Below are 26,752 nucleotides of genomic sequence, written 5' to 3'. Positions count from 1 at the left end.
GTAGCATAGTTTGCAACGCGCCTAAATATTAAGCCTAAATATTAAAACGACAAATAAATCAAAGCTGAATAGCGCTTTTATTCTTCTTCAGCAGCTTGAATAACTTCGGACGCGCTGCCATCGTCAACTGTTTGCTCAGCTTCTGCCTCAACACTGGCATCAATGGCTTCTAGATCCTCTTCCGCCGCTTCGGGCACAAGGGCAACCGCCACAATAGCATCTTCTTTATCAAGGCGCTGGACTCTGACACCTGTTGCATTACGGGACTGGAGAGAAATAGACTCTACAGCCTGACGAATCATGATGCCGCGGGAAGTCACGAGCATTAGTTCATCACCGGAATTTACGATGCGTAGGGAGGCTAGGCGATCGCCTTTTGATTTGAATTTAATCGCTCGTAAACCAACACCTGCACGGTTTTGAAGGCGGAAACGACCAACTTGAACGCGCTTACCGAAGCCTCTATTGGTGACCGCAATAATCCAAGGACCCTGGTCGACTTCATCAAGGATTTCTTCGCTTTCATTGTCATCGTCCTCTTCTGCTTCCTCCGATGAGGCGATCGCCGCCGTAATTTGCGCCGATACAATATCCATACTGACGAGATGATCCTCCTCAGATTTAAGCTTCATCGCCCGCACACCACGGGTTGCACGGCCAAGGGGACGGAGCTGTTTACTATCAGCTTGGAAATGAATTGCCATACCCTCACTACTAGCCACGATAATGCTGTCCTCTTGACGAGCCAGACGTACCCAATTTAACTGGTCGCCATCCTCTAAAGAAATCGCGATCAAACCATTGGAACGAATACGGGCAAAGGCAGATAACGCCGTTTTTTTGATGTAGCCATTTTGGGTCAGCATCACCAAATATTCGTCTTCAGTAAATTCGCTCACCCGAATCATCGAGGTGATTTTTTCTTCCTTTGGAATAGGCAATAGCTGAATGGCGGGCAAACCCCTTGCAGTGCGGGAACTTTCGGGAATTTGGTAGGCGTGGAGCGAGTAAACAACCCCCCGGTCTGTGAAGAACAACACATGGTCATGGTCACAACAGGTGAGAAAGTGATCAACGCCATCGTCTTCTTTCATTTTGGCTGCTGCTTTACCGCGCGTGGCACGGTTTTGCGCCTCAAAGGTCGCCACTGGCATCCGCTTAATGTAGCCCTGCTCGGTCAGTAAAATCGCAGAACGTTCGTTGGCAATGAGGTCGATATCTTCGAGGTCGCCGCCACCAAAGACAATCTCTGTCCGGCGATCGCTCTGGTGGATGGTTTTAATTTCAGTGAGCTCATCTTCGATAATGGACTCAATACGTTCGCGACGCGCCAAAATATCCTGAAGATCAATAATTTTAGTGAGTAAATCTTCGTGCTCAGCCTGAATTTTATCGGCCTCTAGAGCCGTCAAACGACGCAGCTGCATTTGTAAAATAGCATCAGCTTGGGGCTGACTCAGTTCATAGCCCTCCATCAATTCTGTCCGCGCCGTCACTGAATCCGCAGCACCACGAATCAAGGCAATAACTGCATCAAGATTTTCTAGAGCAATCAACAATCCCTGCAAAATATGGTCGCGCTCTTGGGCTTTACGCAACTCATATTGCGTCCGGCGGGTAATCACCTCCACACGAAAATCGAGGAAGACCTGCAAAAATTGCTTCAGATTAAGTAATTGCGGTTCGCCATTCACCAGCGCCAACATATTGGCACCAAAGTTGTTTTGTAATGGTGTGTGCTTATAGAGATTATTTAAAACAACTTGGGCATAGGCATCTCGCTTCAGCTCAATCACGATACGCATCCCCTGGCGATCGCTCTCATCGCGAATATCAGAAATACCATCGAGACGCTTTTCATTGACCATATCGGCAATGCGTTCGATCAAAGCAGCTTTATTCGTTTGATAGGGCAGCTCCGTGACAATAATTGCTTCCTTTTCACGACCGTTTTGGCGCAGAGTTTCAACTTCTGCCACACCTCGCATCGTGATGGATCCTCGCCCAGTCATGTAGGCATCTTTAATACCAGAACGACCTAAAATCTGAGCACCCGTGGGAAAATCAGGAGCCGGAATAAACTGCATCAGCTCCGGAATCGTAATCTCAGGATTATGAATTAAAGCTGTTGTCGCATCAATCACTTCGGCAAGGTTATGGGGCGGAATATTCGTTGCCATTCCCACCGCAATACCAGAGGAGCCATTCACTAGGAGCTGGGGAATTCTAGCCGGAAGCACCACAGGCTCCTGCTGGGAACCGTCAAAGTTATCCGCAAAATCAACGGTTTCAGACTCGATATCCCGCAATAATGCATTGGTCGTCAGGGACTGGAGGCGGCTCTCGGTGTAACGCATGGCCGCTGGGGGATCATTGTCAATGGAACCAAAGTTACCGTGGCCATTGATCAGCGGATCTCGCATGGAGAAGTCCTGAGCCATGCGCACCAAGGCATCGTAAACGGCTGTATCGCCGTGGGGGTGATATTTACCGAGTACTTCACCGACGACACGGGCACATTTTCTGAAAGGACGTTCTGGTGTCAATCCCAACTCATACATCGCGTAGAGAATGCGGCGGTGAACAGGCTTCAAACCATCCCTCGCATCCGGTAAGGCCCGACCAACGATCACGCTCATTGCATACTCGAGGTATGAGCGAGACATCTCATTGCTCAGGTCAGTAGGAATAATGCGCTCCTGTGGGGAGGTCATAGGTTTTCGGCTCCGATACGTTGAAATGGGTCAATAACCACAAAAAAAGAGTAAGAAGGACAAAAATCAACTCTTTTTTGCTCGAAATTATTTACTTGATAAGTGATTATTTTACCATATTTTCTAAGGCCTCTAAAGGCTACAGTGCTGGAGATTAGGGGTTAGATCGTTCTGGTGCAACAGAAATTAATCCTTGCTTGGGAGTCCATTGAATTGCGCCATCTTCTTCTGTCCAATAAACGATGGGATTTGGGGCAAGGAAATGGTCGCGGCGGGAGCCAATGGCGATCGCCTGTTGTGGTCGTAGGGTTTCCCATAGTTGGAGATCAATGTTTTTGGGGTTTGTGATTAAATAGCCCTTTGATATATCGATTAGTGGTGGGTCATCGGTCTGGCGATCGCCCAGAATATAAAAGGCTTGATTGTCTAATTTTAGCTCAAGCAATAATGGCGTTTCTTGTAGCAACTGAAATCTCAAATTATTAAATCTTTTTAACTCAAAGGTACTTAGGATTTGTGTCTTTTGTGGCAATTCCTCAGGGTTAGCAAGGACAAACATTTTAGTGATTTCAAAATCAGGAAAGACTTCTGGCTTGAAAGTCGATAAATTCTCAGGATTTAACTCAACAAAAGCATTAATTTTATTGATACCTGCTCGTCTCAAATAAGAGGTCAAAGAAAATTGAATGATGTCTTTTTTTTCTGCATTAATAATAATGCTTTTGCCAGCGGTTTGAGCTACTAATATAGGTTGGTTCTTCGTCGCAAAAACTGTGATTTTCGTCGTATTATAGTGCTTGAAAGTTAGAAATCCAACAAATAAAATAAATAAACCAAATCCTAGGACTTTGCTCTGACGTTTCCCCCAAGGTGTCAACCAAATTATTAGCATTACACCGTAAATAATGGCTAGTTGTGACCAATGTAAAGAAGCAATAGAAAGGTTGCTAGCTGGCAGTTCAACAACTTTTTCGACAAGAATTACCATCCCTTGAAGTAGGAAGCCAACGATGTAGGCGATCGCCGCACCTAGAAAAGGGATAAATAAACCAATTGCACCACTAATCATGCCTCCCAAACTGACAATCATGATGGGCAAAGCTAACAAAATACTCAGAGGAATACTGTAGGTTGCAATGACATTAAACTGCAATGCGATTAAAGGTAATGTCCAAATACTCGCCGCCACCGGAATGGCGATCGCCGTCGCCATCGCATTCGGAATAGAACTTAATTTCTGCTGAATAGGTTCTAAAGTGGTTAACAAGCCAAATGTCGCAAGAAAGCTGAGTTGAAAACCCAAATCCCAGATCCATAAAGGATTAAATAAGAGTAAGATTGTTGCGGTTAAAAGTAATAAACTTAGTGGCTTTACTGCTCGATCTAAGACTAAAGCGAGTAGCCCCGCCACGCCCATCAATGCAGCCCGCAGAACAGAGGGTTGAAAGCCAGTTAATAAAATGTAGAAAAACAGAATACTAATGCCAACCAGAAATTGTGTTTTCTTCGGCTTTTTTTTGATCAGCCAGAGAGTACATCCTAATAACAAGGAAACGTGAAATCCTGATGCGGCAATGGTATAGGCTAAGCCCGCTTTTACCCAAAGATCATAAATAGGCTCCGGTAAATTTACAGCCTTTCGTCCCAAAACCATCGAGCTTAGTAATGCTCCTTGATCGTGATTTAGAAATTTTTGGTGAACATTAATCATTCTTTCTCTAATTTTAGAGAATCCTATTTGTGGGGACTGGGAACTCATCATTTCCCACCCTGTAAAGCCGAAGAAAGTATTGTTTTTTTGCAAATATTTTGAAAAATCAAATGACCAAGGATTTTTAGCGGACTTTGGCTGATACAAGCGGCCTTTTAAAGAAACTTTATTGTCAACCTTAATGGTTTTTTCGACTTCATTTAAAGTGACATATAATTTACCTTTTGTTGGGAACTGCTCGAATTGCGTTTTTATCTTTTCTAAAGACAACCAAAAACTTTGTTTATCAGTACTTTTTTGGCGGGGTTGACTAATCACAGTACCCGATATTTCAACGGGGTATTTCAAGAGGGCAGGTTCGGTTTGAGTGAGCTGAAAAACAGGATCAGCCGACAATCGTGGTGTACGTAGCTGAAAATAACCAACAGCCAATAAGGCAATTAATCCTGTTATTAACAAAAAAGGCGATCGCAGTTGAAAGAAGTACTTAGGTAAAATCCAACTTGCACAGCCAGTCAGTACGGCGATCGCCCCTAAGACCAAACCCCATTGCAAGCTAGTTGGATTGGCATTGATACCGCCCCACAGACAAGTCAGAAATAAACCCAGTACATACCCTAAGCAGAGGAGCGCACCGCGATTAATATTCATAGAGTCTCGTCGCCAACTTCTTAAAGAATGCTTTTCATAATGTCAAAGCTACAACAGCATGACCGCTGAGACGTAAAAGTAGCAAGATTTTTTACAGTCATTATTACTTTCGGCGATCGCCTACACCGACAGAAAAGCCAATAAAGAAAAATTGACTTGACATAGAAGCAAGAGCAAGGAAGCCATTACTTTGCCCAAGAAAACTTTCTCAATATCATCAATTTCCTAAGTTCAGAAAATCCAAAATAAAAAAAAGACAAGCATACATATACTCTTTTGACATCAGCCATCCCATGGAGTCTTGAAAACTTAAAACAGATTTTTTAGGGACTTCATAAAGATTTTGGCAATACTAATCAAACTCCAGAAAGAGACTTGATATATTGCAGTAAACTCAAAAGTACAAAGCATTTTAAAATATTAATTTTCCAAATCTAAAGTCTCCCGAATGGCTCACAATAAACTTCCTAGTACACAAGCATCAGTCCCAAACCGATGTTCCCCCTTTGCGTCCGTAGGCTCAGCTTAGGCAGGCTATAGCCGATAAAGCTCCAACTCTGAATAGCTATGACTTCCCATTTCCCTAATCGCCAATCATCAAAAACATCATCTTTTCAAATGTTAGAAAATGCGAATCAGGAAATATTAACCAAAATACTAAATTTTAACAATCCAGCCATCACCAAACAATTCCTTGAAACATTACAAAGTAAAAATGCTTTGTATCACAAAATAATTCAAAACAGCCCAGATTTAATTTGGCTGAAGGATTCCAATGGTTTATATCTCCTCTGCAATCAACGCTTTGTCGACTTTGTTGGTATTCCAGAGTCTGACATTTTAGGGCAGTCGGACACCACTTTAAAAGCGCCAAACTTATCAGATTTATTAAAAGTAAATGCCGAGGAGGCGATCGCCCTAGACCCCATTGTCTATGTCATAGAAAACCAAGCCACTTTCGCTAACGACGGACATTGTGAAGTCATTGAAGTCACCCAAAGCCCTTTATACGACGAAGCCGGTAATTTACTCGGGATCTTAGGCATCGGGCATAATGTGACCATCCGTAAACAATCAGAGCTAAAACTGCAAAAAAGTGAAGAGCGTCTTGCCCTAGCCATGCGTGGCGCAAACGATGGTCTGTGGGACTGGAACTTACAAACAGACGAAGTGTACTATTCACCGCGCTGGAAAAGCATGCTCGGTTATGAGCCCCATGAACTCGAACACCACTTTAGAACTTGGTTAAATTTGGTTCACCCAGAGGATAAAGCCCCAGTCCTAGAACAAATACGAGCCTATATTGCTGGCACCGCCCATACCTTTGAAGCAGAAATGCGGATGCAGCACAAAGATGGCCAGATTGTATATGTCCTTTCTCGGGCATTCCTTGTCCATCGCAACTTAGACAATCAAGCTATCCGCCTAGTCGGCACCCACGTTGATATTACGGAAAGAAAAAAAGCAGATCTTTTTGACGATAAACATGCAGAAATCCTGAAGATGATTGCGACAGGTATACCCGCACCCGCAATCTACGACGAAATTGCCTTGTTATATGAAGGGCAGCATGCAGGATTGAGATGCTCCATGCTCGAACTAGAAAATGGCAGATTGCTACATGGTGGCGCACCAAGCTTACCGAAGGAATATTGTGAGGCCGTTCATGGACTAGAAAATGGCCCAGAAGTAGGTTCCTGTGGCACTTCGACCTATACAGGGAAACGTGTACTGGTGGAAAATATTGAGACAGATCCAAAATGGGCAAAGCTAAAGTCCGCAGCCCTGCCCCATGGCCTACGGTGTTGCTGGTCAGAACCTATTAAAAGTTCTTCAGGTGAAGTATTAGGAGCCTTTGGGATGTATTACAATCACCCGGCTCTACCCAATGAAGAAGAATTGAATGATTTAATTTCTGCGGCGCGATTGGCAAGTATTGTCATGGAGCGGGATCATGCCCAAAAACGTATCCGACAACTAGCATACACAGACATCCTGACTGGGTTGGCCAGTCGAGCCCATTTGTACCAAACCGTTGAAGCCTCAATTCAGGGGTATAAACGTTATCACCATCGTTTTAGCTTGCTATACATCGATTTAGATGATTTTAAAGGGGTGAATGATAGCCTCGGTCATGATGCGGGAGATTTACTACTAAAAGAAATCGCAAAACGTCTTCAGGTGGTTTGCAGCAAGTTGGATTTTGTCGCCCGTCTCAGTGGTGATGAGTTTTGTATTGTTCTTAGGGACATGGAAAAGGAGGAATACTCTGCGGCGGCGATCGCCCAGCGTTGCCTAAAACAAATTTCCTACCCCCTTGAACTATGCGGCAGATACATCACACCAGCCTGTAGCATCGGCATCGCTAATTTTCCGGAAGATGGCACAGACCTTGCCACCCTCCTCAAAGCCGCAGACACCGCACTCTATGCAGCAAAAGCAAAGGGCAAAAACCAGTATGTTTTCTACGAACCAGAACTCACCAAACAGGCCGAATATCGATTCCAGATTGAGCAGTATTTAAGACAAGCCATCGAAAAAAAAGAATTGTATCTTGTCTTCCAACCTCAAATTCACCTTAAAACAGGAAAGATAGCCGGTATTGAGGCCTTAGCGCGGTGGCATCACCCGACACTAGGTAATATTCCCCCCCAAGATTTCATTCCCACAGCAGAAAGGATTGGCATGATTAAACCCCTAACGGAATGGGTTTTAAAAACAGCTTGTAAGCAAGTAGCGAGCTGGCATCATAAAGGTTTTGCTGTTTCGCCGATGTCTGTCAATATATCGCCAGAGCATTTTCTCGATAATGACTTTGTACCGTTTATCCAACATCTTTTAGAAGAGACAAAAATAAAGGCCAAACATTTAAATTTAGAAGTGACAGAAAGCGTTGTCCAAACAAATCCTAAAAACCTAGAAGTTTTCCAGCAGCTAAAAAGTTTAGGTGTTTCCATTGCCATTGACGACTTTGGTACGGGTTTTTCATCCTTTGCCTCTTTAAAACATCTCACCGTAGACTATCTCAAGCTTGATAAATATTTTATTGACGACATGGCTATTGATCGCAAATCTCAAGTTTTATTGAGGTCAATGATTGATATGGGACATAATCTAGGCCATGGCATTATTGCGGAAGGCGTAGAAACGGTAGAACAAGTTCAGATGCTCCGTCAATTAGGTTGTGATGTGGCGCAGGGCTATTTGTTTAGTCGGCCTTTAGAGGGAAAAAAAGTGCCGAATTTTCTACGGGATAAAATCTAATTTTAATAATAGTTTGGTATCTAGTCTAAAGAGCAAATGGTTTCAATCTGGCATGATTGATTTCGATAAAAGGATCTGATGTTTTTTTATATTTAATGAAGGTGGCGATTTATTTAGAGAAAAAATATTTCGCTTCTACATCTCTCTTAAACTGGGATTTTCAAAAAAAGGCGATCGCCTACTGTATAATAATGGCTTCATCGGTTTTGTCGAGGATCAGTCGGCAAAAGTAAAGGGGAAAGCACGGTGCAAATCCGTCACTGTCCCGCAACTGTAAGGAAGATTAGCGATGCTAGCTTCTAAGTCAGGATGCCCGCCGAGAGACCCATACATATTATTTATTCCCATCTGCGAGGTACGGATGAAATACTCTTATTGCATGCCATTGCAAGTACGACTTTTTTTGACAATTTATGATTCTGAATCGCGTTTCTGCTGTCGTTTTTAATTCCAGAAACATTTAGAATTTTATCTTTATTTTTCTTTTATCATCTCGTTTTTTTTACTTTTGTTCTATTTAGAGCTTAGGTGAAAAAGATGTTTTAGGTGAGTCGGAATGCCCTAGTCAAAAATCAATATTTAGCTTCTATTCTGTATTAATGAAAATCAAATCTTTACCCCTTGCGACTCTTATTCTTGTAGCAAGTAATGTCGCGGCGATCGCCCAGACCGAAACCCCAGAAATTCTAGTTGATGAGACCCCAGAAGGAGTCCAGATTATTCCCATCAATGAAGCAGAGAACTTCGATTTCGAGTTTTCGATTATCGATGAAATTCTTAACCAACCCATTTACGCACCTTTCCGTCAAGAAGGAACCGTCCAAGATTCTAGCCGCCCCGCATATGTAATCAATCGTGAACAGATCGAAGCTCAAGGCTATCGCACTGTCAATGAAGCTTTGAAATATTTTCCCGGCGTTTTTGTTGACAGTACCGCAGGAGTTCAGCTTGGCGCACAGAGTGCCCAGATACTCAGGGGCGCTAATTCAAATTCTCAAACTCTGATCTTGCTTGATGGTCGTCCCATTAATACTTTTAATGTAGGGACATTTGATCTTTCAAATTTAACCACTAGCAACGTTGAGCGCATCGAGTTACTGCCTGGCGGCAGTTCGACTTTATTCGGTTCTAGTGCAATCGGTGGTGTTATTAATATTGTCACCCGTCAGCCTGAATTGAATGGGGGATGGAGCGCAACAATTGGCGGTGAAATCGGCACACTAGGCTACAACAACCAAGAAGTTGCGGTTAATTATGGTGGTGAAAAATCTACAGTTCGTCTCGCTTATAATCGCACTGCAGCAGAAAATGATTTTGATTTTAAATTAGAAAATTTGGGTTTATCTGGTACTAGGGAAAATGCCCAAGCAGAGATTCAAAATCTCAATTTTCAAGCGACAAGTCTACTCGGCGATCGCCATAAACTCAGCTTTAACGGTCTTTACACAGACAAAGATATTGGTGTGCCGGGAGGCTTTCCCAACCCAGCCCTTGAGCAATTTGCTGAAGTGGAAAATTGGTTACTTTCACTCCAGTTAGACTCACGCTTAGGAAATGGTGATGACTCCACATTAATCACGAGAATTTTTGCAGATTTTGCAGATAATCTAGATAAAAATCCAGCGGGTCCTTTCCCCTTCACCTTTATCACTGAAAATGAATCTTTTGGGGGACAAATTCAGCACAATTGGCAATTTGCAAAAAATCAAAATATCACCTACGGCTTTGATTACCGTTCTGAAGACATCGTCGCGAAAAATGCCTTTGGGACTTTATATGACGGCAACTTAAGTCAAGGGGCAATTTTTGCCAACTATACTGCCGGAATAACGCCAGAACTCACAACAACTCTTGGTTTAAGACAAGATTTCAACAGCTTGGCTGAAGGATCCTTTACCTCCCCAAGTGCCGGTCTACTGTGGCAAGCAGGAGAAAACACAAGTATCCGAGCTAATTATGCACGGAACTTTCGTACCCCCACTTCTACCGATTTATTTTTTCCCGGCAGTGCAAACCCCAATTTAAAACCTGAAATTGGCAATAGCTTTGATATTGGTATTGATCAAAAGTTTGGTCGCAATGCTTTGCTCCGTTTAACGTATTTTAACAACACGATTGATGATGCCATTGTTTTAGACCCAACCTTTACACCTTTTAACTTAGGTAAAGCCCGTAACCAAGGATTAGAAGCTGAACTTACTGTCCAATTGTCAAATTCGGTGTATGCGTTTGCTAATTACACAATGAATAACTCTAAGATTCTTGAGGATTCGAATGCTTCAGTGATCGGTAATGAAGTGAGATTTGCGGGCACTGATTTTTTTAACATTGGTATTGCCTATGAAAATCCACAGGGTTTTTATGCTGGACTTTTTGTCAAACATGTTGGCGATCGCCTAACCAATAACACCAATACAGCATCTCTAGAATCCTATACAACGGTTGATCTTCGTACCCGTTACGCGATTACTGACAATGTTAATCTCACAGCTAGTTGGGAAAATATCCTCGCAGAGGACTACATTACTTTTTCTGGTTTCTCTGGAGATTTTCCCGGTGTCGGCAGTCGCTTCCAAATTGGCGTTAATGCAACGTTTCGCTAAGTAAAAATCGTCAAAATGTCACTTGCTAGCATGGTGAGTGGCACTTGATTTTCTCTGGGTTAAATAACATGGTCAAAATTGCCCAAATCACAGATACTCACCTCCTTGCTGATAAGGAAGATGCCATGAGAGGTGTCCAAACTTGGTACTCACTAGAAAAAGTTTTAAAGACAGTAAAAAAAGTAGTACCGGAACTAATTCTTTTAACTGGAGATTTAGCCCACAATGGTGAAAAAGCAGCCTATGAACACCTCAAAAATTTAATTGATCAGACGAAAATTCCGGCTTACTGGCTACCGGGAAATCATGATAATTTTCAGCGGATGCAGTCTGCATTATCCAGCCAATATCTTCATGCGCAAAAGTGTTTTCAGCACAAAAATTGGTGTTTTATTCTCTTAAATTCTTGCCTAGAAAATGCTCAATATGGTGAAGGGACTTTGGCAAAAACAGAACTTGATTGGCTCGTAGATAAACTTAACGCCCATAGGGGAAAACCAACGGCGATCGCCCTGCATCACCACCCCGTCGATACCGGCATTGATTGGCTAGAACAAATGTCTGTTTTAAATTCGTCAGCTTTTCACGAGATAATCAGACAATATCCCCAAGTAAAAGTTGTTTGTTTTGGACATATCCACCATCAGCTGACGGTGAGGCAAAATGGCATTTATTTTTTCGGGACTCCTGCCACCTGCACACAGGTCACTCCAGCCCACTGTAGGGAGATCGAAGGCGAAATTCAGCTTTGGCAACAACCGGGATTTAGAGTAATTGACCTTAAAGATAATGGAGCAGTTACGACGGAGGTACAGCGCATTCAATGGTTTTAAGTTTTACATTTTTAAAATGTTGGCGATCGCCTCAATTACTGATTCCAAAGCAACAATATTTTTGGCCTTCTAAAACGGCTTTAATTATTATTAGTTTTGGCATTTTATTATCAGCTTGCCAGTCAGCAACAGAAAAACCAACCCTGAGTGCCCATGACCATTGCGTTGAGGAGTTCGATGCCACTGTTGACTATTTTCCAGAAAAAGTTGAGCCGTATTATGCCCAAGGATTTACTGTCGAGTATCATCCCAACTACAAGCTCGTCACAGTCAAACAGCCCTGGGAAGAAGCCGCTGTCGATTTAAACTATGTTTTTGTCCAATGTGGCACACCTGCACCGACCCATTATCCTGAGGCAACTATCGTTGAAATTCCGAGCCAACGGGTTTTGGCTATGTCCACTACCTATTTGCCCCACATCGAAAAGCTGGGGCAACTCCATGCCCTAGTCGGAGTGGGCGATCGCCGTCTAATTTACAGCGAAGTAATCCGCGAGAAAATCGTCGCAGGAGCAATCCAAGAAGTGGGCGATTTACAACCTGACGCGGAAAAAGTCTTAAATCTACAACCCGATGTCATCTTAAGTTATCGCCTCGATGACGGTGAAAATAGCCGTTTCGAAACCCTAAAATCCCTTGAGCAAACTATTGTGCTTGATGCTGCCCACCTCGAATCAACGCCCCTCGGTCGCGCGGAATGGCTCAAATTTACGGCATTATTGTTTAATCAAGAAGCCAAAGCAAATCAAGAATTTGCGGCGATCGCCCAACGTTACCAAGAGCTAGTCAATAAAACGGCGACACTGACAGAGTTACCGACAGCATTTAGTGGCTCCCCCTTTCAAGGCGTTTGGTATATGCCCGCCGGGAAAAGCTATGTCGCACAATTTTTCCGGGATGCCGGGGCAGATTATCTCTGGCAAGATTCCGATTCGCGCCTCAGTTTACCCCTCGACTACGAAGCCGTTTTAGCAAAGGCAAAAGACGCTGATTTTTGGCTAAATCCCAACCAAGACTGGCGCACAAAAGCCGATTTACTCAGGGAAGATCGTCGCTACGACCTGTTAAAGGCGAGTCAAACCAAGCAAGTTTATATTGCCAACGCCCGCCTCAATCCCGAAGGGGGCAATGATTTTTGGGAAAGTGGCACAACAAATCCAGATATTATCCTTGCTGATCTGATTAAAATTTTCCATCCAGAATTATTACCCGACCACGATCTTTTTTATTATCGTCAACTTGATTAATCTTTGTGAAAGTCCCGCTCCAACAATCTTTTTTTGTTCGTCAGCTAACAGTTTTAGTTAATTTATTACAGTGGCGATCTTCTTCCTATATGGGAATTTTAGGGGGATTAATAGGCCTATGGTTTTGTTTGTTTAGCGTCAGTTTATGTTTGGGTTCTGTCACGATTCCGATGCATCATGTGTTGGAAATCATTTTTTTTCGACCGACTGAATCAACGGAAGTTTGGCAACAAATCATCTGGCAACTGCGATTTCCCCGGGCGATCGCCGCCACTTTTGCTGGAGCTGCTTTAGGGATTGGCGGCATTCAAATGCAGACTTTATTTAATAATCCCCTAGCGGGACCCTTTGTGCTGGGCATCAACTCTGGTGCAGGTTTGGGCGTTGCCCTTGTCATTCTCGGCAGTGGTTTTGTTGGCGGTGTCGTGGGTAGTTTTAGTATTGCCCTTGCCGCCAGTTTGGGTGCGATCGCCGTATTGAGTTTAGTGTTGGCGATCGCCCGCCGCGTTCCCCACCATGCCACCCTATTAATTTTGGGATTAATGTTAGGCTATGTCAGTAATTCTTTAGTCACAATGCTGCTGCATTTTAGCCCTAGTGAAGCCATGCGTCTTTATCTTAGTTGGACATTTGGTAGTTTCGCTCAAATTCAGCGGGAGCAGTTACCAATTTTTTCGATTTTGATTTTTTTGGGTGGCATTATGGCCTACTGTTCAGCCAAGGCTTTAAATGTCCTTTTATTAGGCAAACAATATGCCCAAAGCTTGGGTTTAAATATTAGAAAAACCCGTCGCCAAATTATCATTAGTACCGCTATTTTATCGGGGACTGTCACGGCATTTTGTGGCCCGATTTCCTTTATTGGCTTAGCGGTTCCCCACCTCTGTCGCTATTTGCTCAAAACCGTTAATCATCGCCTGCTCATTCCGGCGATCGCCCTCATGGGAGCCAGCCTTGCCCTCCTCGCCGACATCATCGCCCAGCTGCCCGGTAGCCAACTCACGTTACCGCTCAATACCGTGACAGCCCTTTTCGGTGCACCCATTGTCATGGCCATTATTTTACGCCGCCACCGCTCGATCTAACTTAACCTAAGTTCGGTTTAGGAATGGTCTAGAATGACGACGCGGTGAAAGGGAGAGCGAGTGATGGGGAGATTTTTCATGCAAACAATTGTAGAGATCAAAAAATGCGAGTAGCAGTTGATTCCCCGTGTCTCCTTTTCTCTGAAGCATTGAGGCGAAATCCTTAACCCGAACTGAGGTTAGCCTACAGCGAATGGACAGGTAAAGGCACAGACGGATAGGGCGAATGCATCAACAAGCCATATTCGATGCCCTCCACCACAGCACGATAGGATGCTTCTAAAATATTCTTTGACACCCCCACCGTTGTCCACCGGGTTTGGCCATCGCTCGACTCCACCAACACCCGCGTTTTCGCCTCAGTGCCTGCCGCCCCCTCTAAAATCCGCACTTTGTAATCGGTCAAACTAAAGGTGGCGATCGCCGGATAAAATTTCGTTAAAGCCTTACGTAAAGCCGAATCCAACGCCGCAACAGGGCCATTCCCTTCCGCCGCCTCTAGTAATTTTTTACCGTGAACTTCCAACTTAATGGTGGCGATCGCCAGACTCGCACCATCCCCCACATCACAATTCACATGGAACCCCTGCAAAGAAAAGAACTCCTGCCGTTGCCCCAAAGCCGACCGAATCAGTAACTTAAAACTCGCCTCCGCCGCCTCAAATTGATAACCTTCATGCTCCAAATCCTTAAGCTGCTGGAGAATTGCCCGACATTCAGGATTATCCTTATCCAGCTCAATACCAAAACTCCGCGCCTTCGACAAAATATTACTCAGCCCCGACTGATCCGAAATCACAATCCGCCGTTCATTACCAATCGATTCCGGTGGGATATGCTCATAGGTCAACGGATTTTTTTGCACCGCCGACACATGGATGCCACCCTTATGGGCAAAGGCCGATCGCCCCACATAAGGCGCATGTTCATTGGGCGCAAGATTCGCAATTTCACTCACTAAACGGCTAGTCGCAGTTAAACGCCCTAAGGCAGCGGTCTCCAAACATTGGTAGTTAAGCTTAAGCTGTAACGTTGGGATGAGCGTACAGAGATTGGCATTACCACACCGTTCACCATAGCCATTAATGGTTCCCTGAACCATCGTCGCACCAGCCTGCACCGCCACCACCGCATTAGCCTCTGCCATGCCCGCATCATTGTGGGTGTGAATCCCTAAGGGCACTTCTAGATCCGGTAATTTTTCACGAATTTCTACAATAATTGCGGTCACCTCATGGGGCAATGTGCCGCCGTTAGTATCACATAAAACAAGCCACTCAGCCCCGGCGATCGCCGCCGTTTTTAACGTTTGCAGCGCATATTCAGGATTATTTTTGTAACCATCAAACCAATGTTCCGCATCATAAATTACCCGACGACCTTGACCTTTCAAAAACCGGATACTATCGTCGATCATCGCTAAATTTTCTTCAAGGCTAGTGTGCAGACCTTCCGTGACATGTAGATCCCAAGACTTCCCAAAAATTGTCACCCACAAAGTCTCAGCAGCCAAAATTGCTTTTAAAAGCTTGTCATCCTGAGCCGCGAGCTGGGGACGACGAGTCGAACAAAAGGCCACAACCTGAGCCTGCTTCAGGGGATTTTCCCGCAAATGCCAAAAGAACTGGACATCCTTCGGATTTGCTCCCGGCCAGCCCCCCTCAATGAAAGGCACACCCATGTCATCCAAGGTTTGGGCAATACGAATTTTATCTTCAAAGGATAACGATAAACCCTCGCGCTGGGAGCCATCTCGTAGCGTTGTATCATAAATCCAAACCCCTTGATTACTAGCCATAGACCGCCCTACTACCAAAAGAATGGAGTTAATTCTAACAACTGTCGTCATCTCCCTTGGTCAGGAGGTCTCGAAACAAAAACATTAGAGATGTTTATTTAAACTAATTGTTAATTGGTAACAGTTTGCCCAAAAATTCCGGCGATCGGCTATCAAAAAAGAAAGCTGTACGTCGGATACACTAGAGATTCATGTCTTGTTTTGCTCGTTATAAATCTGTAATCACAATGGCTAGTCACTTAGGTCGCTGGGTATGCGCGTTTTCAATTGCTGGAAGTTTAGTCAGTTGTAATCCCTGGACCGCTTTTTCCCAACAGGATGATCCGCCACCGCTTCGTGTCGCCCGCAACGGTAATGCCTCCATAGCGGCGATCGCCTCCCTGAAAAATTTAGAACAAGGTACAGAAATCAGAATTCAAGGCACCGTTGCTCAAATTGCCCCTTTCATTAGAGGAGGAGCCTACAAAATCACAGATTCCACTGGCAGCATTTGGGTCATTACAGAAACTTCACCACCAGCATCCGGCACAAAAATTCAAGTGGGGGGACAACTCGAATTTCACAATTTGCAGGTAGAGAGCAGTAACTTTGGCGAAATCTTTATAGCCGAGAGTGAAACCTTTACACCCACCGATAACGAGCCCCAGCTAATCAATGAAACCAAGCCACCGAAAAAACTAAACCTTGAGTCCTACCTATTGCCCCACAAAGAAAACAATAAAAAATAGAACCCAAGGCATCTCAAGAGCTTAGAGTTTTAAAATTAGGATTAGGCTAGTCGCAGCAGTTTACTCCGCAGGAGAATCTGTAACCTCAGCTTTCGGTTGGGTTTCTTCAACATTGTCTGCTGGCTTATTGGCCTCTGCCTCCGCCTTTTCACGACGCTTACGCTCAGCAACTAAAGCATCCTCAATGACAGCTAAAACTTGCGTCATTTTTTCAAGATTACTACGGTAAAGATCAAGATCTTTTTTCATTTTTTCACCGGGCAAATTCATCGCCTCGGTTAGTGTGGAAAGCATCTCATCTCGCTTATCAGCATCTTCGATCAGAGCCGGCTCAGCCTCACCTAAAAATGTATACAGTCCAATCGCAAACAAGCGACTATATTTGAATTTCTCATTCTTGGCGATCGCCTCCACCTTTGACCACAGCTCCCCAGCACCCTCAGGAGGATTATCCCGGCTAAAACAATCAATCAGTTGTTGACCAGAACACCGTTTTGCCAACTCCACCAGAGCAGTAGCATCATTCTTATAGGTTTCTGGCGCATCACCAACAGCCTGACACATCGCATTAAAAATAGAAGCCTTATCAGACTCAGGGCGATAGCCTTGCATAAATCGTTCAAAGGACGTTACTACCCCAAGGGCGAAAAAAGGGTCATAACGAAAATCAACATTGACCGAAACTAAGTGCATTTCCACCAAAAGCTCTTCTACCACCCGACGGAAAATCGAGTTAATTGGGCGGTTATGCTGACGATAAAAATCCCGCTTGGCATCAGAAACTGTACGAATTTGACTCACGAATAAAACCCTAAGCTGATAGTTCAATAATATATTGTTACGTTTTCAGAGGGATTTGCCAAGGTAAATGACTTTAATTAAAATTTTATTTTGCTAAATAAGCTCTCAACTTGTTTTATTTCTGCCACAACAAAATAATTATTTTCCATAAAAAAAGAGTGGCCGAAACCACTCCCTTAAAATTAATAAAACTTGGCATTCAAAACTTACAAAGCATTAGCACCTGCAACAACTTCAGCTAGTTCTTGAGTAATTGCCGCTTGACGAGCCTTGTTATAAGAACGAGTCAAATCTTTCATTAACTCACTAGCATTCTCACTAGCATTATTCATGGCAGTCATTCGAGCAGCTAGCTCACTAGCAGCCCCTTCTTGTAAAGCTCGTAATAATTGATTACTGAGATACAAAGGCAACAAAGCATTCAAGATATCTTGGGGAGCTTGCTCAAAGATCATGTCCTTCGATAATTCCTTTAGCTCAGCCTGAACGGTGGAACGTTCAACTTGAAATTTACCACCACGGGTAACCAGATTAAATGTCTCATCATCAGTATTTGTTAGAGCTTCTGGAATCAGAGGCAACAAAGTCTGAATAACAGGTTGAGAAGTAATCAACGAAACAAATCGTGTGTAGATCAATTCAATCTTATCGACACTACCAGACAAAAATAGAGACAATAATTCGTCAGCAATTTGTGAAGCTTCAGAGGCAGACGGAATCTGCTCTAAACCAGCATAGGTTTTACTGATAGGTACATCTCGATTTTGGAAATACTGAACTGCCTTACGACCAACGAGCACAAAAGTATATTTAATCCCTTGTTTTTCTAGCTCTTTAGCGCGCTGTTCTGCTTTACGAATAATGTTAGCGTTATAACCACCACATAGTCCGCGATCGCCTGTAATCACAAGTAAACCAATAGACTTAACATCGCGTTGTTTTAAAAGAGGCAAATCTGCTTCTTCTAAACGCAGACGGCTCTTTAGACCATACAAAACTTGTAATAATGTATTGGCAAAAGGACGAGTCGAGGTTACCTGCTCTTGTGCCCGGCGGACTTTTGCAGCCGCAACCAGACGCATCGCTTCGGTAATTTTTTTGGTGTTTTTCACCGATTGGATTCGGTCACGAATTCCCTTTAGGTTTGGCATAGTTAATATCCCTTAGTTCGACCCCAAGTCACCCACCTTTATTTATGCCAAAGGTAGGTGACCCATTAATAGTTATGCAGAAACAGAGAAAGCTTGCTTTTGCTCGGCGATCGCCTCTTTGAGGAGAGTTTCTGCCTCATCAGTGAGCTTCGCTTCAGCCGCAATAATTTCACCATACTTAGCTTTACTCGTCGCTAAATATTGACGTAGGCCAGTAGTGAATTCAACCACCTGATCAACAGGAATCTCATCAAGGTAACCATTCAAGCCAGCATAAACAATAGCAACTTGCTCAGCAACAGAGAGAGGAGAATTTTGAGGCTGCTTAAGAATTTGACGTAGGCGCTGACCACGAGCCAACTGATTCTGAGTCGCAGCATCAAGATCAGAGGCAAACTGTGCAAATGCTTCCAGTTCAGCAAATTGAGCCAATTCAAGCTTCAACTTACCGGCAACCTTCTTCATGGCTTTCGTTTGTGCCGCAGAACCGACACGAGAAACAGAAATACCCGCGTTAATTGCAGGACGGAAACCAGCATTAAAGAGGTCAGAAGACAAGAAGATTTGACCGTCAGTAATCGAAATAACGTTTGTCGGGATATACGCCGATACGTCACCCGCTTGGGTCTCAATGATCGGTAATGCCGTCATACTACCACCACCGAGCTTATCGCTGAGCTTTGCAGCACGCTCAAGAAGACGAGAGTGCAGATAGAAGACATCACCAGGATATGCTTCACGTCCGGGTGGACGACGGAGCAAGAGAGACATTTGACGGTAAGCCTGTGCTTGCTTCGTCAAGTCATCGTAAACCACAAGTGTTGCTTTGCCTTTGTACATAAAGTACTCGGCGATCGCCGCACCAGTATAAGGCGCGAGATATTGAAGAGTGGCAGGATCATTAGCATTAGCCGCAACCACAACAGTGTAGTCAAGAGCACCTTTAGCTTCAAGAGTTGCAACAACCTGCGCAACAGTAGAAGCCTTTTGACCAACTGCAACATAGACACAAACCACATCTTGATCAGCTTGGTTAATGATAGTGTCAACAGCAACAGCAGTCTTACCAGTTTGGCGGTCACCAATAATAAGTTCACGCTGTCCACGACCAACCGGAATCATCGCATCAATCGCAGTAATACCTGTCTGCATTGGTTCATGAACAGAACGGCGATCAATAATGCCAGGCGCCATGAACTCAATCAAGCGATTATCAGTTGCGGCAATGTCACCTTTACCATCGAGCGGACGAGCAAGGGCATCGACAACACGACCAACAATGGCATCACCAACAGGGATTTCAGCAATACGACCAGTAGCTTTAACATTGCTACCTTCCTGAATATCACGGCCATCGCCCATCAATACCGCACCCACATTATCCTCTTCAAGATTAAGGGCGATACCAACTGTGCCATCTTCAAACTCAAGAAGTTCGCCTGACATAGCTTGCTCAAGACCGTAGATACGGGCGATGCCATCACCGACTTTAAGCACGGTTCCTACATTATCGACTTGAACCTTTTGGTCATAAGACTCAATTTGTTGACGAATAATACTACTAATTTCGTCGGGTCTAATATTAATCATGTCTATACTGCTATATAACGGTTAATTTGAGGGACAGTCTATAGAGACACTTTAAACTCAAGGAGTTTCATAGAATCGCCCTACCTAGGGAGCAATGGAAAATATTAATTTGTACTTAATAAACCCATGCCAATCCGTCGAAGTTGCCCTTTCAGGCTGGCATCGAATACCTGAGAACCAACTTTAATAATCACGCCACCAATCAAGCTGGCATCAGTCGTGATGTCTAGTTCTACATTATTCGCACCAGTTATTGATTTAACTTGATCGACAATCGCATCCTCTTGTTCACGGTTTAAAGCCGTTGCACAAGTGACTTTAGCTAAAACAATATTTTTCAACTCTCGTTGTAATGCGATAAACCGCTCAAAAAGAGCCTCCGCAAAAGCAATGCGACGGCGATCCACCAACAAGAATAGAAAATTTAAAAAATAAGCGTCAACATCTTTACCGCAGATGCTCGCCAAAATACCTTTTTGGTCTTCGGCATCAAGCAGAGGATTAACGATAAAAGAGCGGAATTCCTCTGATTCCTTAAATGCAGCGAGAAAAGACCGGGAATAGTCAGCAAAGTCATCCACTTTGCCTATATCCTTCGCCAGAGACATTAACGCCTCAGCATAAGGCTCGACCAATTGAGCACTCATTGCACTTCCTTTCATGAGTTACCTCCTAGCTGAGCAATACTACGATCAATCAGTTTCGACTGGGAAGCATCATCAAGGCGATCTCGCAATTCACTCTCAACCCTTTCTAAAGCAAGCTGTGCAATACGCTGCTTCAGATCAGCAATTACTTTTGCCTGCTCGTTATCAAGCTCCTTAACAGCATTAGCCTTAAGTTTCTCAATTTCTTCACGTCCTTGAGCTAAAACATTAGACTTAGCTTTCTCAGCCGAAACTTGTGCTTCCTCACGGATAACCTGAGCCTGCTGTTGAGCCTGCTCAAGATCCTTTTGCGCCTTAGTCAACGCAGCTTTCGCACTATTCATGCGAGTTTCTGCATCTTCTAAGTCAGCAACAATTTTTGCTTTACGCTCATTTAAAAGATTGCTAATGAACTTCCGTCCGTAAACGAAAAGAAGCACAAGGATAATCCCAAGATTGACAAGATTCGCTTCAAAAATATCGAAGTTTAAATGAAAACCACCCTCTGATGCGGTGGCAAAATAGGAAAAAAATCCCATGATATCGCTCTACCTCAGCGTTATTTTGCTTACGGTGTGTACATCTAAAAAGCGATGGATAACCACTCAATTGAAACTAAATTTCAACAGGCTTCCATCTCAGCAGCGAAAAAAACCTATGAACTTACTCGAAGCAAAGTCTTAAGATCCAGCTCCAATGAGCTTTTCAACAATCTGACTAGTCAGCCCGTCGACATCTCGCTCTAAGGATTCAAATGCAGACTTGCGCTGCGCTTCAATTTCTAAGGCAACCTTTTCTCGTTCAGCTAAAGCTTGCTCCTGAGCAAGCTTCATTTCCTTAGCTACAACTTTTTGAGCATCTGCCTGAGCCGCCGCGATCACTTCTTGAGCCTCTCGACGAACATCACGCAATTCTTGCTCATATTGAATAGCAAGGCTTTCTGCCTTTTCTTGGCGCTCTTTCGCTCCTAATAAATTTGTTCGGATATAATCCGAACGCTCATCAATTACTTCACCAATAGGCTTGTAAAAGAGCTTATTCAGGACAGCAGCCAATACAAGAATTTGAATTGCCATCAAAGGCAGAGTTGCATCAAAATCGAAAAGACCACCCTCTGCGGTTTTTTCCACTGCTTCTGTTGCTAAAAAAAGTGTCCAGTGCGTCATTATTACTTGACCCCACCGTATTTGGGTCTATGAATCGGTTTGTATATTTTAGAGAATTACTCCTAAACTTCGGAAACCAAAGCAAACTCAGGCCAATTGAACATGGCCCGAGCCTTCACCAAAATTTATGCAAAAGGATTTGCGAAAAGAAGAATTAGAGCAACAACGAGACCATAAATGGTAAGAGATTCCATAAAAGCCAAAGTTAGAAGCAGTGTGCCGCGAATTTTACCTTCAGCTTCAGGCTGACGAGCAATACCAGCAACAGCTTGACCGGAAGCGTTACCTTGACCAAGACCAGGGCCGATAGATGCTAGGCCAACAGCTAGAGCAGCAGCGATTACAGAAGCAGCAGCAGTTAAAGAATCCATGTTTTTTCTCTTCCGATTTACTTAAAAAGTTTACAAGAACTTGGGATGACGATTCCCAACACAAAAGTTAACAGAAAATGCCTAAAAAATACTATTACCAGTAATTTTTTGGCTATGAAGTTAAGCGAAGTAGCAAAAGAGAAGTAAGTGATTAACTTGTCTCACACCATTTCGCCTAATCAATTTATATGTTGTTTAGTGGTGATCTTCGAGAGCTTCACCAATGTATACAGCCGCTAATGTGGCAAATACTAATGCTTGGATAGCACTGGTAAATAAGCCTAGAGCCATTACAGGAACAGGAATAAATAAAGGCACCAATAATACCAGTACTCCTACTACTAGTTCGTCAGCTAGTATGTTTCCGAAAAGACGAAAACTCAGGGATAAAGGCTTGGTGAAATCTTCAAGAATATTGATGGGCAACAAAACAATAGTAGGTTGAACATACTTTGAGACGTAGCCTAATCCTTTCTTCTTGAAGCCAGCATAAAAATATGCAAGGGATGTTAACAGTGCCAAGGCAACTGTTGTATTGATGTCATTAGTTGGTGCTGCAAGTTCTCCTTCTGGAAGACCAATAAGTTTCCATGGGAGAAGTGCGCCAGACCAATTAGACACAAAAATGAATAAGAATAAAGTACCGACAAAGGGAACCCAAGGACGATACTCTTTTTCCCCAATTTGATTTTTCGCTAGGTCACGCAAGAAATCTAGTACATATTCCATTAGGTTCTGAAGACCGCTAGGAATACGCTGAACATTTTTACTTGCGAGAAAAGAAGCAACAAGGAGAATTGCGATAACGAACCAGGATGTCAGAAAAACCTGACCATGGACACGAAGACCGCCGAATTCCCAATAAAGGTGCTTACCGACTTCTAGTTCAGCGAGGGGAAAAAATTGAAGTGACAATAAACTATCGAACATCTGCATGCGATGATCTTTCCCCAGTTCTTCAACAAGAAAATTAACTACTGTGAATTATTTGCTTTCTGGCTAAACATTGGAACTACACTGGTGAACAGTACATAGAAAACAATGGCAACCTTGTAGGTTAAAAAGCCAAGAAAAACAGGTAGAATCGAAAACTTATCAACGCGAGCGGCTAACACGATAACTCCAGCAAATATTGCCAAGCGTCCGGAAGCACCCCGAGTTTCATTAGTATTAATCTTTTCTACATCCTTCGCCAGCATTCTCAGATAAATTATTCCGACTGTGGCACCAAGTAGGTAACTTACTGCGGTATCGAAAGATAATGAGATCCAAACAACGGGAAAAATGATCCCCGTCATAGATACGGCTAAAACTAGTATCGATTTTTTGAGCAAGTAGTACTCTTCCATCGATTTTCTAGATTCGCCTGTTTCAGATAAATCTGAATCAATTGGTGTATCTGGAGAATTAGGTGAATTCACACTTAGTTATGATTGGAGACCAACATAATTGATCAAGTTTAAAAGCTATCGTTTACTCCCTGAAATCAAGGACGTGCCATCAAACCACGTGCAATCATATCACGCTGTAGTCACAAAAATTCAATAGAAACTTCTGATGATGATCGCCATTCAAAATCAGTTCTAGGGATAATTAAAGAAATTTTTGAATATGCTGAAAAGTTGATGGCTATGGCGTCGGTTCTTGGTGATTTTACGTATATGCTTTGGGTAGGGGATACGGAGATCACTGGGAGCTCATGATTGGATTGGTTAAGTATTTTCGCTTACTTTGGGGTGGCTTTGCTTGTTTGCTGGTAGGTTTTTAGTCGTAACTAAAACTTGGTTTTGAGAGGGATGCTATTCGAAGGCGAGTGTTGGCTTTAAGGTTTATTTAAGTGATGATGGAAGATTTGAGATTGCCCCAGATGGGCTGTGGAACTTGGGCTTGGGGAAATCGACTTCTCTGGGACTATTCGCCGGTGATGGATGCAGAACTGCAGCAAGTTTTCAATTTTTGTGTGTCTCAAGGGATTACTTTATTTGATACTGGTGATTCCTATGGTACAGGTCGTCTCAATGGTCGTAGTGAAAGTCTTTTGGGTGAATTTTCCCGAGACTATAGCGGTGCTTGCAAGGATGACATTGTCTTGGCAACAAAGTTAGCTCCTTATCCTTGGCGATTAACGGCTAATTCTATGAAGCGAGCCTATATAGCGTCTTCTGAACGGCTACAACGCCCTGTGGATTTGGTGCAGCTACATTGGTCAACGGCGAATTATGCGCCTTGGCAAGAAAAATCTTTATTGCGTGGGCTGGCGGAGCTTTATGAATCGGGAAAGGTTCGAGGGGTTGGCGTTTCTAATTTTGGTGGACAACGTCTCCGTAAGGTTTATGCGTGGTTTCAAGGGTGGGGAGTGCCAATTGCTACGCTTCAGGTGCAATATTCTTTGTTATCGACTGATCCGGTGACAAGGTTATCGGTTAAAGATGTGTGTGATGAGTTGGGAATTCGGTTAATTGCCTATAGTCCATTGGCGCTGGGATTACTGACGGGAAAATATAGTCTTGATCGGCCGTTACCAAAGGGATTGCGGCGCAGGGTTTTTAAGCAAGTTTTGCCTCGGATGCAAGGGTTGCAGGGGTGTTTGCGGGAGTTGGCGATGCTCCATCGTAAAACGATTCCCCAGGTTGCTTTGAATTGGTGCATTTGTAAGGGGGCTTTGCCTATACCTGGTGCAAAAACGTTAAAGCAAGCGCAGGAAAATGCTGGTGCTTTGGGCTGGAAGCTGGCGGTCGCTGAAGTTGAGGCTTTGGATCAGGAAGCGGCTCAGGTGACAAAAACGATGGTTCAGAATCCGTTTCAGTCTCGTTAGGGCGATCGCCGTGTAATCTGGGCAACTAGAAGTGATTTTGCCAGAAAACGAATCCTAGAGGGAGTAATTCTATCTTTAATGGGGAGATTTGCGATTTGCGATCGCCTCAATTATTTCCTATATTTGGTATGTGTCCCTAGCAATCCTGCGTTTTAAAACACCATATTTGGTGTTTGTGTGATGAGTACCGAATTAGTTCCAGATTTCCAAATAGATACAGCACAGCAACTGGCAGAATATTTATCTCAAGCTGAAACTTGGTCAGAAATCGAACGACTAACAGCTGCATTTGCACATTTAAAGGTTGAAGCGTGGCAGCTCCTGACGGAAGATAAGCAACAACATATTTTAAAGCTCAAAAAGTGGAAAGATAGCGAGATTGCTCAACTTTTCCCCCTTGGCTCTACGGTTCAGCGCCGTGATGACCCAGAAAAAAAGCAAGGTGTGGTTACGGATTATTGGACAGCCTATGGTGTCGAATACGTCACCTTTACGGTCAATGGCTTTACCGATTGGTGTCAGGGGCAAAGCCTCAAACGCATTTATGCAGCTAACTAATCAGAGTTTATCCTTGTTTTATACCCTATAATTTTATTTGATTTCCTTAAGACAATCCGCTTATTTTTCTGTAGTGACGGCGCGTTAGCGTCTTTTTTTATGCTTTATTATCCGGCGATCGCCATCTCGTTATTTTTAAAGTACAGTGATTTCGAAAATATGTATCTTTTTTGAGACCCAATACAGAAGTTCATGTTATTTAAAAAGAGTAACTAATTTTTAAAATAAACTATTTTATGCGTGACACCTCTGAAATTCGTTTTCACTTACACCATGAACTTGATAAGTTTTACCACCAACTCTTTGACAAATTAGCCGACGCTAAAATTAAAGAAGGCGATGCAGCAAAAGTAACTCAGCTCCTATTAAATTCCCGCCTAGATGCCCTCAAACATCTCGTTTCAGAAGATGAAATGTCAGCTTACGAAAAAGTCTATCCCGATGATTAACATCGTAATTAGTGCTTAAAAGATCAAACTATTAGCGACAAATTTAGGCCGATATTCTAAGGTATCGCGGTTGTTCACTCACCTGTTTTAACCATATACAAATATTAGAGTAGGAGCCTAAATCAAAGTTTCCCTCATGGGCGACATAGGTATAGGCATAGAGCGCAATATCTGTGATCGAATACTGATTACCTACAAAAAAATCATACTGAGCAAGATGCTTTTCCGTGACCCCTAGCGCAGCGTAACCAGCTTTCTGCTTTTGCTCTAGGGTATCTTTCTGCTTTTTTGATTCCTTTAAAATAGATAGCCAATACCGCGATGTCGCAATATTTGATTCATGACTATATTGCTCAAAAAATAACCATTGCATTATCTGAGCTTGCTGCCAAGTATTAACCGGCAAGAATTTTATACCTTGACTTAGGTAAAATAAAATGGCATTTGATCCTGTTAAATATTGACCATGATCAATTTCTAAAACTGAAATATGACCATTAGGATTCATTACATCTCAGACATTTATTGCGTTAATAGTGACTCAAGAAAAAACCGATCAGTATAAAACTA

At 43.3% G+C, this 26,752-nt stretch carries 22 protein-coding genes and 1 riboswitch; of the genes, 9 read left to right on the top strand and 13 right to left on the bottom strand.

The genetic code is table 11. From position 1 onward, the window contains the following. Positions 1-77: 77 nt before the first annotated feature. Both gyrA and NIES208_RS06800 read right to left on the bottom strand, forming a co-directional pair. On the bottom strand, positions 78-2,714 hold the full coding sequence (gyrA, locus tag NIES208_RS06805; protein WP_075891048.1) for a DNA topoisomerase (ATP-hydrolyzing) subunit A: 2,637 nt from the start codon (positions 2,712-2,714) through the stop codon (positions 78-80). A gap of 154 nt (positions 2,715-2,868) precedes the next feature. Further along, positions 2,869-5,076, bottom strand: coding sequence for a ComEC/Rec2 family competence protein (locus NIES208_RS06800; protein WP_075891046.1), 2,208 nt, complete (start codon positions 5,074-5,076; stop codon positions 2,869-2,871). A 567-nt stretch (positions 5,077-5,643) separates the two neighbouring features. Here NIES208_RS06800 and NIES208_RS06795 point away from each other — a divergent pair. The 5 genes from NIES208_RS06795 to NIES208_RS06775 all read left to right on the top strand — a co-directional run bounded on the left by NIES208_RS06795 (position 5,644) and on the right by NIES208_RS06775 (position 14,108). Continuing rightward, positions 5,644-8,340: a bifunctional diguanylate cyclase/phosphodiesterase gene (locus NIES208_RS06795; RefSeq protein WP_225875264.1), complete on the top strand. Its 2,697-nt coding sequence runs from the start codon at positions 5,644-5,646 to the stop codon at positions 8,338-8,340. A 184-nt stretch (positions 8,341-8,524) separates the two neighbouring features. Beyond that, positions 8,525-8,675: riboswitch (cobalamin riboswitch) on the top strand. 264 nt (positions 8,676-8,939) lie between these two features. Continuing rightward, positions 8,940-10,943, top strand: a complete 2,004-nt coding sequence (locus tag NIES208_RS06790; RefSeq protein WP_075891042.1) for a TonB-dependent receptor — start codon at positions 8,940-8,942, stop codon at positions 10,941-10,943. 68 nt (positions 10,944-11,011) lie between these two features. Further along, positions 11,012-11,776, top strand: coding sequence for a metallophosphoesterase (locus tag NIES208_RS06785; RefSeq protein WP_075891040.1), 765 nt, complete (start codon positions 11,012-11,014; stop codon positions 11,774-11,776). Then, positions 11,767-13,023: an ABC transporter substrate-binding protein gene (locus NIES208_RS06780; RefSeq protein WP_075891038.1), complete on the top strand. Its 1,257-nt coding sequence runs from the start codon at positions 11,767-11,769 to the stop codon at positions 13,021-13,023. The genes NIES208_RS06785 and NIES208_RS06780 overlap by 10 nt, the downstream gene beginning before the upstream one ends. 5 nt (positions 13,024-13,028) lie before the next feature. Beyond that, positions 13,029-14,108 carry an iron ABC transporter permease gene (locus NIES208_RS06775; protein ID WP_075891036.1) on the top strand — a complete coding sequence of 360 codons (1,080 nt, stop codon included), beginning with the start codon at positions 13,029-13,031 and terminating at the stop codon, positions 14,106-14,108. 184 nt (positions 14,109-14,292) lie between these two features. Here the strand turns inward: NIES208_RS06775 and cimA are convergent, their stop codons facing one another. Then, positions 14,293-15,906: a citramalate synthase gene (cimA, locus tag NIES208_RS06770; protein WP_075891034.1), complete on the bottom strand. Its 1,614-nt coding sequence runs from the start codon at positions 15,904-15,906 to the stop codon at positions 14,293-14,295. A gap of 227 nt (positions 15,907-16,133) precedes the next feature. Between cimA and NIES208_RS06765 the strand changes: the two genes are divergently transcribed. Then, complete coding sequence (locus tag NIES208_RS06765) at positions 16,134-16,634, top strand: hypothetical protein (protein ID WP_139325005.1); 501 nt, start codon at positions 16,134-16,136, stop codon at positions 16,632-16,634. A gap of 60 nt (positions 16,635-16,694) precedes the next feature. Here the strand turns inward: NIES208_RS06765 and psb29 are convergent, their stop codons facing one another. The 9 genes from psb29 to NIES208_RS06720 all read right to left on the bottom strand — a co-directional run bounded on the left by psb29 (position 16,695) and on the right by NIES208_RS06720 (position 23,781). Further along, on the bottom strand, positions 16,695-17,435 hold the full coding sequence (gene psb29, locus NIES208_RS06760; protein WP_075891110.1) for a photosystem II biogenesis protein Psp29: 741 nt from the start codon (positions 17,433-17,435) through the stop codon (positions 16,695-16,697). Between the two features lie 206 nt (positions 17,436-17,641). Beyond that, positions 17,642-18,586 carry a F0F1 ATP synthase subunit gamma gene (locus tag NIES208_RS06755; protein ID WP_075891030.1) on the bottom strand — a complete coding sequence of 315 codons (945 nt, stop codon included), beginning with the start codon at positions 18,584-18,586 and terminating at the stop codon, positions 17,642-17,644. Between the two features lie 72 nt (positions 18,587-18,658). Further along, positions 18,659-20,176 carry a F0F1 ATP synthase subunit alpha gene (gene atpA / locus NIES208_RS06750; RefSeq protein ID WP_075891028.1) on the bottom strand — a complete coding sequence of 506 codons (1,518 nt, stop codon included), beginning with the start codon at positions 20,174-20,176 and terminating at the stop codon, positions 18,659-18,661. Between the two features lie 104 nt (positions 20,177-20,280). Next, positions 20,281-20,838, bottom strand: coding sequence for an ATP synthase F1 subunit delta (atpH, locus tag NIES208_RS06745; protein WP_075891026.1), 558 nt, complete (start codon positions 20,836-20,838; stop codon positions 20,281-20,283). Then, positions 20,835-21,362: a F0F1 ATP synthase subunit B gene (locus NIES208_RS06740; protein WP_075891024.1), complete on the bottom strand. Its 528-nt coding sequence runs from the start codon at positions 21,360-21,362 to the stop codon at positions 20,835-20,837. The genes atpH and NIES208_RS06740 overlap by 4 nt, the downstream gene beginning before the upstream one ends. 141 nt (positions 21,363-21,503) lie before the next feature. Next, positions 21,504-21,989, bottom strand: coding sequence for a F0F1 ATP synthase subunit B' (locus tag NIES208_RS06735; RefSeq protein WP_075891022.1), 486 nt, complete (start codon positions 21,987-21,989; stop codon positions 21,504-21,506). Positions 21,990-22,114: 125 nt separating this feature from the next. Next, positions 22,115-22,360: an ATP synthase F0 subunit C gene (gene atpE, locus NIES208_RS06730; protein ID WP_075891020.1), complete on the bottom strand. Its 246-nt coding sequence runs from the start codon at positions 22,358-22,360 to the stop codon at positions 22,115-22,117. A gap of 195 nt (positions 22,361-22,555) precedes the next feature. Then, positions 22,556-23,290: a F0F1 ATP synthase subunit A gene (gene atpB / locus NIES208_RS06725; RefSeq protein ID WP_216349370.1), complete on the bottom strand. Its 735-nt coding sequence runs from the start codon at positions 23,288-23,290 to the stop codon at positions 22,556-22,558. Between the two features lie 44 nt (positions 23,291-23,334). After that, entirely contained in the window at positions 23,335-23,781 is a 447-nt protein-coding gene (locus tag NIES208_RS06720) for an ATP synthase subunit I (protein ID WP_225875262.1), read from the bottom strand. 419 nt (positions 23,782-24,200) lie between these two features. Between NIES208_RS06720 and NIES208_RS06715 the strand changes: the two genes are divergently transcribed. From NIES208_RS06715 to NIES208_RS06705, 3 genes are all read left to right on the top strand, one after another. Continuing rightward, positions 24,201-25,175 carry an aldo/keto reductase gene (locus NIES208_RS06715; protein WP_075891014.1) on the top strand — a complete coding sequence of 325 codons (975 nt, stop codon included), beginning with the start codon at positions 24,201-24,203 and terminating at the stop codon, positions 25,173-25,175. A gap of 180 nt (positions 25,176-25,355) precedes the next feature. Then, positions 25,356-25,733, top strand: coding sequence for a hypothetical protein (locus tag NIES208_RS06710; protein WP_075891108.1), 378 nt, complete (start codon positions 25,356-25,358; stop codon positions 25,731-25,733). Between the two features lie 236 nt (positions 25,734-25,969). Next, positions 25,970-26,182, top strand: a complete 213-nt coding sequence (locus tag NIES208_RS06705; protein ID WP_075891012.1) for a hypothetical protein — start codon at positions 25,970-25,972, stop codon at positions 26,180-26,182. 43 nt (positions 26,183-26,225) lie between these two features. On the opposite strand, the gene NIES208_RS06700 is transcribed toward NIES208_RS06705, so the two are convergent. Next, positions 26,226-26,690 carry a glutathione S-transferase family protein gene (locus NIES208_RS06700; protein ID WP_084176558.1) on the bottom strand — a complete coding sequence of 155 codons (465 nt, stop codon included), beginning with the start codon at positions 26,688-26,690 and terminating at the stop codon, positions 26,226-26,228. Between the last annotated feature and the right edge of the window lie 62 nt (positions 26,691-26,752).

Source organism: [Limnothrix rosea] IAM M-220, assembly GCF_001904615.1.
In the GTDB taxonomy this organism is placed as follows: domain Bacteria; phylum Cyanobacteriota; class Cyanobacteriia; order Cyanobacteriales; family MRBY01; genus MRBY01.
This window is presented reverse-complemented; position numbering and strand designations above follow the sequence as displayed.